Annotated in this window: 12 protein-coding genes; all 12 read right to left on the bottom strand. The window is 28.4% G+C overall.

All coding sequences use genetic code 11. The annotated features are described in order from the left end of the window. Positions 1-21: 21 nt before the first annotated feature. The 12 genes from EKL96_RS09360 to EKL96_RS09415 all read right to left on the bottom strand — a co-directional run bounded on the left by EKL96_RS09360 (position 22) and on the right by EKL96_RS09415 (position 11,788). Positions 22-660, bottom strand: a complete 639-nt coding sequence (locus tag EKL96_RS09360) for a NeuD/PglB/VioB family sugar acetyltransferase (protein ID WP_126461297.1) — start codon at positions 658-660, stop codon at positions 22-24. Between the two features lie 2 nt (positions 661-662). After that, the gene (locus tag EKL96_RS09365) at positions 663-1,289 is read right to left on the bottom strand and encodes a sugar transferase (RefSeq protein WP_126461300.1); all 627 of its coding nucleotides are present in this window, start codon (positions 1,287-1,289) and stop codon (positions 663-665) included. A gap of 55 nt (positions 1,290-1,344) precedes the next feature. Then, positions 1,345-2,571: a glycosyltransferase gene (locus tag EKL96_RS09370; protein WP_126461303.1), complete on the bottom strand. Its 1,227-nt coding sequence runs from the start codon at positions 2,569-2,571 to the stop codon at positions 1,345-1,347. A gap of 125 nt (positions 2,572-2,696) precedes the next feature. Further along, entirely contained in the window at positions 2,697-3,770 is a 1,074-nt protein-coding gene (locus tag EKL96_RS09375) for an EpsG family protein (RefSeq protein ID WP_158615224.1), read from the bottom strand. Further along, the gene (locus EKL96_RS09380; protein ID WP_126461309.1) at positions 3,748-4,440 is read right to left on the bottom strand and encodes a hypothetical protein; all 693 of its coding nucleotides are present in this window, start codon (positions 4,438-4,440) and stop codon (positions 3,748-3,750) included. Before EKL96_RS09380 ends, EKL96_RS09375 begins: the two co-directional genes overlap by 23 nt. Further along, the gene (locus EKL96_RS09385; protein ID WP_199739591.1) at positions 4,437-5,450 is read right to left on the bottom strand and encodes a polysaccharide biosynthesis protein; all 1,014 of its coding nucleotides are present in this window, start codon (positions 5,448-5,450) and stop codon (positions 4,437-4,439) included. Before EKL96_RS09385 ends, EKL96_RS09380 begins: the two co-directional genes overlap by 4 nt. A 12-nt stretch (positions 5,451-5,462) precedes the next feature. Next, on the bottom strand, positions 5,463-6,215 hold the full coding sequence (locus EKL96_RS09390) for a hypothetical protein (RefSeq protein ID WP_126461312.1): 753 nt from the start codon (positions 6,213-6,215) through the stop codon (positions 5,463-5,465). Next, complete coding sequence (locus tag EKL96_RS09395; protein ID WP_126461315.1) at positions 6,212-7,069, bottom strand: glycosyltransferase family 2 protein; 858 nt, start codon at positions 7,067-7,069, stop codon at positions 6,212-6,214. Before EKL96_RS09395 ends, EKL96_RS09390 begins: the two co-directional genes overlap by 4 nt. Further along, on the bottom strand, positions 7,063-8,334 hold the full coding sequence (locus EKL96_RS09400; protein WP_126461318.1) for a hypothetical protein: 1,272 nt from the start codon (positions 8,332-8,334) through the stop codon (positions 7,063-7,065). Before EKL96_RS09400 ends, EKL96_RS09395 begins: the two co-directional genes overlap by 7 nt. A 14-nt stretch (positions 8,335-8,348) precedes the next feature. Continuing rightward, on the bottom strand, positions 8,349-9,326 hold the full coding sequence (locus EKL96_RS09405) for a UDP-glucuronic acid decarboxylase family protein (RefSeq protein ID WP_199739597.1): 978 nt from the start codon (positions 9,324-9,326) through the stop codon (positions 8,349-8,351). A gap of 4 nt (positions 9,327-9,330) precedes the next feature. Next, positions 9,331-10,653: a UDP-glucose dehydrogenase family protein gene (locus EKL96_RS09410; RefSeq protein WP_126461321.1), complete on the bottom strand. Its 1,323-nt coding sequence runs from the start codon at positions 10,651-10,653 to the stop codon at positions 9,331-9,333. Positions 10,654-10,723: 70 nt separating this feature from the next. Further along, positions 10,724-11,788 (bottom strand): Wzz/FepE/Etk N-terminal domain-containing protein, encoded by a 1,065-nt coding sequence (locus EKL96_RS09415; RefSeq protein WP_126461324.1) that lies wholly within the window; start codon positions 11,786-11,788, stop codon positions 10,724-10,726. Positions 11,789-11,892 lie beyond the last annotated feature (104 nt).

Consider the following 11,892-nt stretch of genomic DNA (forward strand, 5'->3'; position numbering starts at 1 on the left):
TATTTTATATTTAATTATTTTTTATTTTTTTATCATTTCTCTTGCAGGGTTACCCATTGCAACACAAGGGTAATTAATAGATTTTAAAACTACTGAACCTGCACCAATAGTAACATTATCATGAATCAAAATATCGTTATTAGTTACAGCTCCTACACCCATAAAAACTTCATTTCCAATATGAACATTCCCTGAGATATTTACAGCTGGCATCAAACTTGCATAGTTACCAATAGATGAATCATGACCTAAAGTACAATTTACATTTATACTTACAAAATCTCCAATGGACACGTTTAATGAAACAAAAGTTCCTGAGCAAATTACAATCCCTTTACCAAATTTATTTGACAAATTAGTTAAATCTACACTTGGATGAAATACATTTGGGAAAAGTATTTTTTCATTAAATATTTTTTCAACCAACATCTTTTTCACATCAGGATTTCCAATAGCCATAACAACACTAATACCAGAATGAATATTTAATTCAGAAATACCTCCTAATACAACTACACCATCAATAATATCTCCTTTGTTTTTATCATCATCAAAAAAACCAATTAAATCATATTTATTAGAAACTATATTAATTTGATGAATCAAAACTTTAATCTCTCTTCCAAACCCTCCGGCACCATAAATTGCAATTTTCTTCATTGTTAATTTCCTTTAAATGCCTCAGTAGTAACCTGACCTTGCATATTAATACCCTCGCTAATGAATACTTTTTTTATTGTTAAAAACAATATTTTAACATCTAATACAAAACTGACATGCTGTACATACCATACATCATGTTCAAATTTTTTATTCCATGATATTGCATTACGACCATTGACTTGCGCCCACCCTGTAATACCCGGCTTCACATCATGCCTCTTATTTTGAAACTCATTATACAAAGGTAGGTATTGTGGCAATAAAGGCCTTGGACCTATTAAACTCATTTCTCCTTTTAGAACGTTTACTAATTGTGGAATTTCATCCAGTGATGTTTTTCTAACAAATTTACCTACCCTAGTTAATCTATGCTTATCCGACAATAAATTCCCGGTATCATCCTTTTTATCGTTCATAGTTTTGAACTTTATAATTTTGAATAGCTTTCCGTTTTTGCCAGGTCTAGATTGAATAAAAAACGCACTACCCTTATTAGATATTATTAATAAAAAGGTTAATATAATCAATACTGGTAAAAACAAAAGCAACATAATTAAAGAAATAATTTTGTCGAGTAAAGTCTTACTTAAAGACACATAGATATATTTTGTAATTTTATAATTCATTTTTTTATAATTTTTAAGAATTACCTAAATTATTGTGAAAATATGAACAAAATTACTAAGCTGTCAACTCATCTAATAGACCCACAAATTTGCTATACTGGACATGATCATCAAATTCAACACCTATTGATTTACATCTTTCTTTCTTCAAAACTAAACTTTCCTTATCCTTCATAAGTTTTTTTAGAGTATTAACTAAGGAATTATAATCCGAAGCATCATATTGATATCCTAATTGATGTTCTTCTATTAAAGTTCCCAAATTTCTTTTCAATGAATTTACTAAGGGCAAACCCGCAGCTAAATAATCATAGCATTTGATTGGCATCGAAACTGGAGAAGCATCTGTATATGTAGAAAATCCAAAATCACAAAACTTAAATAATTGATAAAGTTGACTTGTCGGTAGACTTCCTAAAAAAAAGACATTCTTATTCGCAGATGCACAATCACTTACCATTTCTTCCAAAGGGCCTGCACCTGCAATCAAAAATTTTAATTCAGGAAATTCATCTTCCATAATTTTAGCTGCTTTTATTAAAGTAGGAATATCATAGCTCTCTCCTAATGTACCAGCATAAATTCCCCATATATCATTATTTTTTGATGGAAGATTTAATTCTGATAATAAATAATCATTCTGGGAATTGACTAGTGAGTTTATAGATGCAGTGTCGCATCCCCAATAAATTACTTTATTTGGAACTTTGTTATTAATCTTTAAACCCATTTCTAAATAATCTGGAGCAACGGCTGTTATTGCGGATGCAAATTTAATAATATTTTTTCTTTTATAATAAAAAGGATAAAATATAAATTTACCTAACCATCTCAATTTTACGGGTAATTTTAATTCAAATAATTCTGGCCATAAATCCATAATATCAATTATAACTTTTGCTTTCGAAACTTTAATAAGAGGTTTTAAATTCCCAAACATAAAAATAGCAGGTTCTTTAATAATGACAAAAGATGGCAAAGGAATGTTTTGTTTATTTTTAGCAATATTTTTAGCAAATAATTTTTCATACCTGATTCTTTCAAAAGAAATATGTTTTTTATAGCCTATTGTAGGAACAATGACAATTCTAAAATTAGAATTAACCTGAATTTCTTCTAAGTTAGTGTCTGTTTCTTTTTTTAAATGAGAAAAATTTGATATAAATAAATGTACATTATACCCATGTTCACTAAGAGTTTTGCCAATGAGATAATACCTACCATCTCGCCAACCAGGTTTTGGCTTCTCGCTATAAGGATCAATAATCCATATGTTCTTCATAATTGATATATTAGTTTCTAATTAGATTAAGAAAACATTCAAAATTTAGCACTATTTTAAAAGAATGTTTTGCAATATATAAATTATGAATAGTCAATAATAAATTAAAAAAAACTTTTAATTTATTATTGACTATTCATAATCAAAAGTGGAAATATTAAATTTTCTAAATAATAAATATAAAATACAATTATTGATAAAATAACATGAAATGTAAAAATTAAAATTATATAGAAACGATTCACAATTTTTGTTGATGATAATGTTACTGAAAACATAAGTGTTATCAAAATCAGCAACTCTACCCTAAAAAATCTGAAAAATTCAACATGGTAAAATAGCATAGGAAGCGTTGTACCAATCAAAAGTGAGGTATAAATTAAAACAAAATCATAAATATTATTATATGACTTTATACCTCTTCTTACCAAAATAAAAATTAAATAAAACAACAAATAAACGAATAAATAAAAAAGTTTTGTATTTATAGAGGTATCCGTTGAAAAATAAGTTAGATTACTAACATTTAAAAAAAATAATATTACAGAAACAGATATAAATGATATAATTACCAATAATATGTTTTTAAACACAAAATTTCGTCCACGCTCTAGACTTAACAATTTATTGGAAATAAAAACAAGAAGTATTAAATAGACAAATGAGTAATGAAATAATAATGCTGGTATAAATAAAATATAATTTTTTATTTTAACTTCTTTTTTCTGAATTGACACTAAAAAAAAAGATATTGCATAAATAAAAGCAGCCATCGCCATAAAATGTCTTATCTGTACTAAATCTAAAATTAAAGGATAAAATAGATACAACGATAAAACTAAATTCACTGATTTATCACTGATTTTAACTAATCCTTTAATCAAAAAAATGCTAAAAATCAAATAAATTATAGATTTGAATAAATCAAATTTTAAATTTAAATAATTTCCTAAATAAACAAAAAATCTAAATCCTATCTCTGTCTGATCTAAAAAATACTCTCCTGATGAATTACCCTTTGGCGCATCATACATTTGTAAATACCCCTCATAATCAGCCATATCAATATATGAATAAGATAAGGCAACGATTAAAAACAAGAAAATATAACGTGGGAACTTACTTTTGTAAAATATTATAAGTAAAAATAAATTTATGGGCACTAAAAAATATAACTCATTGATTCCTATACCAGTCATAAACATTTTTTAATTCGATTAAAAAATCAGAATCTGTATCTGTACTTTTATGTATTTTGCCTAAGTTATATAAAAAATCCAGCAATGTTAAATTTTTAGTATTAAATTCATCTACAATAAATAAACATTTATTAAGATTTAATACAACATTTATAGTGAAATTATTTAAGGATATTAGAGGAAATTCATTTATATATTCATTTATAATAATATTTTTATTTTTTATTATATTTATTATGTAAGTATTAAAAACATTATTATAATCCGGTTTACCAAAAGGTCCAAATGTATAAGGTAGATGATAAATTGTATAACATTTAACATTATTCTGAATATATTCTTCTTCCTTTTTCCTGACAATACCAAAAGGTGTATCAGAATTATAATGTATGGATGAAATAAATATTAGTTTTGTTGATTCTGATAAGTTATCAACAATTTTTTTTGTTAATTCAAAATTTGGCAAAAAATTTTCAATACTATTAACTAATGGTCTTTGTATAGCTGCACAATGGATAAAAATATTCGATTTTGACAGACAGTCTATCATATCTTTATGTTTTGTATCCCTATCAATTAGATTTAGAATTTCAACATCCGAATTATTTTTTAAGGCGTTTTTAATGTTTTGCCCTACATATCCTCCATGACCAATTAAAGATACTATCATTTTATTCCTAAATCTTTTCTAATTTGATCAACCTCTAGTAACTTCTTACATACATCATCTACATCATAAATTATAGTATTAATTGAATTATACTCTTTAAATTGGCTAATTGACAGATCGCCATTAGTTAAGTACTTTTGATAATTTAAATCACGAGAATCAGGTAATATTTTAAAATAATTAATCATATCTTCTGACCTAGAAAATTCTTCTGCTGATAATAATGCTTCAAACATTTTCTCACCATGTCTAATTCCAATTTGTTCAATTTTAACATCAGATTTATACAATTTTTTCATCGCCAAGGCAAGTGTATCAATTCTACAAGCTGGTGATTTTTGAACGAATATCTCACCCCCCTCAGAATTCTCAAAAGCAAAAAAGACTAAATCCATCGCTTCTTTAAGTGTCATAATAAATCTAGTCATACTAGGTTCAGTTATAGGTAGTGGAGAGTTATTCAATATTTTATCTCTGAATAACGGAACCACGCTTCCTCTACTGTATAATACATTACCATATCTGGTAACAGAAATGATAGTTTTAGACTGAGACCTGGCTTTTGCAACAGCGACTTTTTCCATTAAGGCTTTACTCATACCCATTGCGTTAACAGGCAGAACAGATTTATCAGTTGATAAACAAATAACCTTTTTAACTCCTTTTTCACAAGCAGAATCTAACACATTTTGTGTGCCTAAAATATTAGTTTTGACAGCTTCCACTGGATTGAATTCACAAGAAGGAACTTGTTTTAAAGCAGCCGCATGAAATACATAATCTATATTTTCTAACGCGTCACTAATCGCTCTTTTATCACGTACATCTCCAATTATGAATCTTAACTTATCAGAAGAATACATATTTCTTAATGTTTCTTGCTTACTTTCATCCCTTGAATAAACAGTAATAGATTGTATGTCTGAATCAATTAATGACTCGATAACTTGTTGGCCAAAACTACCTGTTCCTCCAGTAATAAGTAAATTTTTTCCTTTAAAAATCCCCATGTTTTATATTATTTATGAATGAAAATTAAAACCTATTTTTTTTAAAATGCTTTTGACAATTAACCTCGTATTTGAGTTTAATGAATTATATGTTACAACTTTTGTTCTATAGTATAACCATTCAAACCTACTCATTTTGGGTCGATCAGAACAAGCGATAAGATTGCTAGGAACTTTACGAGACCACTTACCTTTAATTACAGCGTTTAAATAATAATCAATGAAATTATAGCCAAAAGCCCCTTGATAATTATTTTCATTAATTGTAAAGAAGTTATGTAAAGAAGTTTCTGTAATCCAAGGATTGGAATCAATTTTTTTTAAAATTGATATTAAAAATTTTCTATCCCATATGGCTGGTTGTAAATTGATTCCATAATTATCTACCTTGATTGGTCTCATGTCGCCAAATGATTTCTCTGAAGGAATGTCTATTAAACGACAATATTTGACTCCAAAACTTTTCGAGTTATTAATGATCATTTCTACATGGTTAATATTTACTTTTTCTTTAATTATATAATCGTCAAGTAAGAAAAGAATATAATCTTCCTTAATATTTTCTAAAGATTTAGCAACTCTCATTGACCAAGAAATATCTTCTTTAATTTCTATTTGTTTAATATTTAAGCCTTCGATGAAGTCGTCAGTAAAAAAAACACTATTGGATAATAAATTCTTATTCCAAAATTCAAGTTCTTTAACAAAAACATGTGCTATATCTTGATATTTTTTACAACCAAAAATTGTAATACAATAATTCATAATTTATTTATTAACTTTTCATTAAAATATACAAATAGTAATTTTGGTAATCTCATTATAAGTATAATTACATTTAAAATAAAATAATTTGGAAAAAGTGTTCTAAGTACATAAAATTCACTTTTTACAAAACAATAATAAGAAAACGATTTAATATTCTGTGTAGTTGCACCATGCATGTGTAAAACATTTGACTTATTATTAATAATTATTCTAAGACCATTTCTAAATGATTTCTCCGATAATAACCATTCCTCATTGTACAAAAAAATATTTTCATCAAAAGGTAAAACTTTTTCAAAAGTTAATTTATTAAAAGCAAAACAACAACCTGAAACGCCATATACTGGATAACTATCTGAATTATTACGATCAACATTATTAAATTTATTTCTAATATTTTTAAATATCAAACCATTAAATCCTGAATTAAAAATTAACTTAATTTTAGTTATTGGTGTAACTCGTATCCCTAATATTTCTTCCTGTTTATCTCCATTAGGTAAGAATACCCTAGGTCCAATAATATCACAAAACTTACTTAGAAGTGGCTGTACTAAATTATCAATAGAATTACTTTCAAATATTATATCAGTATTTGATATTACAAAATATTCACACCTATCATTTACTGCACAAGTTAATCCTAAATTATTACCAAATGAGTAACCCCCATTAATAGCACTCTGAATATATGTAACATTCTCTAATTTAGTCAATTCATTTGCATATAAATTTGGTTTTGATAAATTATCTACAATATAAATTCTATATGGCATATTAACCACTATACTTTGTATACAATTACGAAGATTATCCCAATCGTTATAATTTACAATAATAATTCCTAACATATTTTTAAAATATATAAATAAATACAAAATAACAAAATTAATAAATAGTCTAAATATCTTATTGTTCTACAATATAAACTCAAAATAATAAATCTAAAAATAAACGAGAATATTAATGCATATAAGAACATTAAAATATCATTATCAAAATAATAGTTACTAAATAGTAATGACAAAACACAAACTAAGGCTGATGAAAAGTTAATAATTAAATAATTATTAATTTGCTTTGTTAATTTAATTATAATAATATTTAATATCTGATTTTTTATTTCAAAATAGGTAATTGGTATTAATAAAAAAACATATTTCAAAATATTTTTTTTTGTATATAAATCTTTTAAAAAAAAATCTCCAAAGTATAAACATATAATTGCTAAAACTACAAGTAATGGAACATACTTTTCAAGTATTATAATATACCCATCATGATTTACTTTTCCACTTATTTTTTTTTGATTTGACAATAGAGGGAATAAAACATTGGAAAATTGAGTAGATAATCCAATGAACAAGTTTATAAATGATATTGCTATTGCTAATTTTGAAACTTCTTTATTATTGTAATATTTCGCTGCAATTATAATGGATCCTGAACTAATTATACTGTAAAGTATATTTGACATCATTAACGTTGACCCATTTTTTAAGTCGGAAAACATTGTATTTATATCAATACCAAAATCAAAACTAATTCCAATTTTATATGATTTAATCACATAATATAAAAATGGTGATATAGCTGCGAATATAAAAAAAATTATATAATCTGATGTATAAGTTGCTGTAAATAGCAAATAAAAAATTACAATAATTTTTTCATATATAACACCACGGGCTGCAATCCATGAAAAACCAAAAGAACGCAATAATACTACAAAAAAAGCATTCAAATTAATTAATGGAAAAGCTAAAAATGCAACAAGAATATTTGTGTCAAAATTTTCATAATAGAATATGAAATATATAATACTTGGTAATGAACTTAAAATAAATAAAGTAAGTATATAGAAACCATAAGGTTTTTTATCCATTGGATTGCCCGAAATTCTTAATTCAATTCCATCTATTAATCCTAGGTGAATAAAGCCACTAAAAACCAAATAGGACATAACTAATTGTATTCCAACGTATTTATCAGGATTTATATAAAACAATCCTAAAAAAAGGATAATCAAAGAAGTTAAATTAGAAAATAGTTGAGAAATTAAAATCGTTTTAATATTCCTTTTATTATTTACTATAAAATAATTTATATTAGTCATTATTATCTTTGAAATTATTTTTCATTAAACTGTTTAGGCTGTTTTAATATCTCATCTGATGATAATGATTTAAAAAAAATATATGTTCTTTTTAACCCTTCTTGTCTAGAAATTTTAGGTTCCCACTCTAAAAGCTGTTTAGCTTTTGTAATATCGGGTTGCCTTTGTTTTGGATCATCTTGAGGCAGTGGATGATAAACTATTTTTTGAGAGGTTCCTGTTAGTTTTATAATTTCTTGCGCAAAATCGTTCATTGTAATCTCATTTGGGTTTCCAATATTTACTGGATAAGCGTAATCTGACATTAAAAGCCTATATATACCTTCCACTAAATCGTCAACATAACAAAATGCTCTTGTTTGTGAGCCATCGCCAAAAATTGTCAAATCCTCACCTCTTAATGCTTGACCTATAAACGCAGGCAGAACCCTTCCATCATTTAGACGCATACGAGGTCCATAAGTATTAAATATTCTCACAATTCTTGTTTCAAGTCCATGATAAGTATGATACGCCATTGTGATTGCTTCCTGAAATCTTTTTGCTTCATCATAAACACTTCTAGGCCCAATTGGATTAACATTCCCCCAATATTCTTCTGGCTGTGGGTGAACAGTAGGATCTCCATAAACTTCAGAAGTTGAAGCTATCAAAAATCTAGCTTTTTTTTCTTTAGCTAAACCCAATAAATTATGGGTTCCTAAAGACCCTACTTTTAAGGTCTGAATTGGTATCTTGAGATAATCTATTGGACTTGCTGGTGAAGCAAAGTGCAAAATATAATCTAAATTTCCAGCAACATGAACAAAATTTGAGACATCGTGATTATAAAATTCAAAATTCTTAAGTGGAAAAAGATGTTCTATATTTTTTAAATCTCCAGTTATTAAATTGTCCATCCCTACAACTTTATAACCTTCGCCTATAAAACGATCACATAAATGCGATCCTAAAAAACCTGCTGCTCCTGTAATTAATATTCTTTTACCCATAACCTTAATTATTTTTTGTTCCAATACCATAATATTCAAAACCCAAAGCATTCAATTCTTTAGAATCATATATATTTCTACCATCAAAAACAATAGGGTTTTTTAGTGCTTTTTTTATTTTATCAAAATCAGGAGCTCTAAAATCAGTCCATTCGGTTACAATTAATAATGCATCCGCATTTTCTAACGCTTCATATTCAGTGTTGCTATATTCTATTTTGTTTCCTAAAATATGTTGTGCTTCTGAAATAGCAATAGGGTCATAGGCGTTTACTTTCCCACCAGCTTTTATAATATGCTCAATTATGACCAAAGAGGGAGCTTCTCTCATATCGTCTGTATTGGGCTTAAAAGACAATCCCCAAATAGCAAAAGTTTTACCAGCTATATCTCCTTGAAAGCGATTCATTACTTTGTTAAACAAAACTGATTTCTGTTTTTCATTTACAGCTTCAACCGCTTCTAATATTTGCATTTGATAACCATTAGAAGCAGCCGTTTTTATTAATGCTTTCACATCTTTAGGAAAACAAGACCCTCCATAACCAATACCTGGATATATAAACTTATTACCTATTCTTACATCACTTCCAATTCCTTTACGTACCATATTCACATCGGCACCAACAATTTCACATAAATTAGCAATATCATTCATAAAACTAATTTTTGTAGCCAACATACTGTTAGCGGCATATTTAGTCATTTCTGCACTAGCCACATCCATAAAAATAATAGGATGCCCATTTAATAAAAAAGGTTTGTATAATTTACGCACAACCTCTTCTGCCTTCGGGCTAGATACTCCAACTACAATGCGATCAGGTTTTAAAAAATCATCTATCGCAGCGCCTTCTTTTAAAAATTCTGGATTAGAAGCCACATCAAATGAAATATTTAACCCTCTTTTAACGAGCGCCTCCTGTATAGCTTCCTGAACTTTTTTGGCCGTTCCAACGGGTACCGTACTTTTTGTTACGATAACGCCATAGCTATTCATATACTGTCCGATTGCGCTTGCTACCGCAATAACATATTTTAAATCGGCACTTCCATCTTCACCTGGTGGTGTACCTACTGCAATGAAAGCAATATCTGCTCCCGGAATGCTTTCTTCTAATGAGGTCGAAAATTCTAATCTGCCTTTAGCAACATTTTTGGCTACTAAAGCATCTAAACCTGGTTCAAAAATCGGAATAATACCTTTTTTTAAATTATTTATTTTTTTCTCATCAATATCAATACAAATAACATCAATACCAACTTCTGCAAAACATGTTCCCGTCACTAATCCAACGTAACCTGTCCCAATTACAACTATTTTCATATTTTCTTAAAGTTATTTTTTAAAGTTTTCCTCGCCCCATTACACTACTAAAAACCGCTAAGTCAAACACTTATTTAATTTCCTTTAAAATCCGTCTCAAAATCAAAATTAAAACTACTAAAAACCCAGCTAAAAAACCTCCCATCAACAACCCTTTTACTTTCCCAAACTTTTCTTTCTTCAAAGGCAAAATAGGTCGATCAATCACTTGAATCAATGGCGTTTCTTTACGTAAAGTTACTTTAGCTAGTTCGGTTTGTTTGACTAATTCCGTTAGTATAGCGGTATTAGCTTGTACATCGACCTGTCTTCTAGCAGAAGGAGCTCGTCGTACATTCATCGCAGGATTCAATCCAAAAGTATTGTCATTAGCAACCGCCACACCGGTAATCGCTCCGTTGAGTTCACCACGTATAGAATCCGTTTGTCGTTCCAGAATATCCATATTCTCGCGTGCTTTTTTACTTTTGGTAGTCACATAAAAATCAGAAACTTCTTTGACCAAGGCTTCCGTAAAATACTTGGAGAACAATTCATTAGTAGAAGAGACATCTATGTTAATAATTGCGATCTTTTTATCTTTTTGTCCTACGGATAATCCCGTTTTAGACAAATCTTGATATACCACACCCAAGATACTGTCATGTACACGGGTAAAATGGGTACGTTTGGTATCGGGTAAAAACTGGATGGTTGCAAATTTTGGTTTGTCATTCCACTTTTCCCTCCAGCCCTGATTTTGTATGTACATCTCCGCCAAAGAAATGGTTTTTCCATCCACTACAACGGGGCTCAACAAAGTTTGCTCTACCATAGCACGGGACTTGAACAACTCGGTCAAATTAGATCCGGTAAAAATACTTCCTCCTCCACCGCCAAGGTCTATACCAAATGAACTCGCCAAACCTAAAGCACCTCCCAAGCCACCACCTGACTTCTCATCTTCTAGTGCGAAGGACAAAGTAGCTGTATATACCGGTTTTTTACTAAAAGAATAGGCTAACCCTAAAGCTGCCCCTATAACTCCTGCTAAAACAATAATTTTCCATTGCCCAAGCAAATAGGAAAACCATTCTCTTCCTTTTTCAATAAGTTCTTTTAACGATATTTCATCGTTTGGTATTTGTTCGTTCATTTTTCGGTTTTCTGTTATCCGTTGTCTGTTAATCAGCCTGCCCCGAGTTTTTATCGAGGGGTCACTTCGAGTGATTTTATAAAATAGCGACAGCCGTTGCATAA

It is taken from the genome of Flavobacterium sp. LS1R10, from assembly GCF_003968825.1.
In the GTDB taxonomy this organism is placed as follows: domain Bacteria; phylum Bacteroidota; class Bacteroidia; order Flavobacteriales; family Flavobacteriaceae; genus Flavobacterium.

Bases quoted from the DNA above. Each gene is read 5' to 3' on its own strand.
- EKL96_RS09360 (WP_126461297.1), bottom strand. From the start codon at position 660: ATGAAGAAAATTGCAATTTATGGTGCCGGAGGGTTTGGAAGAGAGATT.
- EKL96_RS09365 (WP_126461300.1), bottom strand. From the start codon at position 1,289: ATGAATTATAAAATTACAAAATATATCTATGTGTCTTTAAGTAAGACT.
- EKL96_RS09370 (WP_126461303.1), bottom strand. From the start codon at position 2,571: ATGAAGAACATATGGATTATTGATCCTTATAGCGAGAAGCCAAAACCT.
- EKL96_RS09375 (WP_158615224.1), bottom strand. From the start codon at position 3,770: ATGACTGGTATAGGAATCAATGAGTTATATTTTTTAGTGCCCATAAAT.
- EKL96_RS09380 (WP_126461309.1), bottom strand. From the start codon at position 4,440: ATGATAGTATCTTTAATTGGTCATGGAGGATATGTAGGGCAAAACATT.
- EKL96_RS09385 (WP_199739591.1), bottom strand. From the start codon at position 5,450: ATGGGGATTTTTAAAGGAAAAAATTTACTTATTACTGGAGGAACAGGT.
- EKL96_RS09390 (WP_126461312.1), bottom strand. From the start codon at position 6,215: ATGAATTATTGTATTACAATTTTTGGTTGTAAAAAATATCAAGATATA.
- EKL96_RS09395 (WP_126461315.1), bottom strand. From the start codon at position 7,069: ATGTTAGGAATTATTATTGTAAATTATAACGATTGGGATAATCTTCGT.
- EKL96_RS09400 (WP_126461318.1), bottom strand. From the start codon at position 8,334: ATGACTAATATAAATTATTTTATAGTAAATAATAAAAGGAATATTAAA.
- EKL96_RS09405 (WP_199739597.1), bottom strand. From the start codon at position 9,326: ATGGGTAAAAGAATATTAATTACAGGAGCAGCAGGTTTTTTAGGATCG.
- EKL96_RS09410 (WP_126461321.1), bottom strand. From the start codon at position 10,653: ATGAAAATAGTTGTAATTGGGACAGGTTACGTTGGATTAGTGACGGGA.
- EKL96_RS09415 (WP_126461324.1), bottom strand. From the start codon at position 11,788: ATGAACGAACAAATACCAAACGATGAAATATCGTTAAAAGAACTTATT.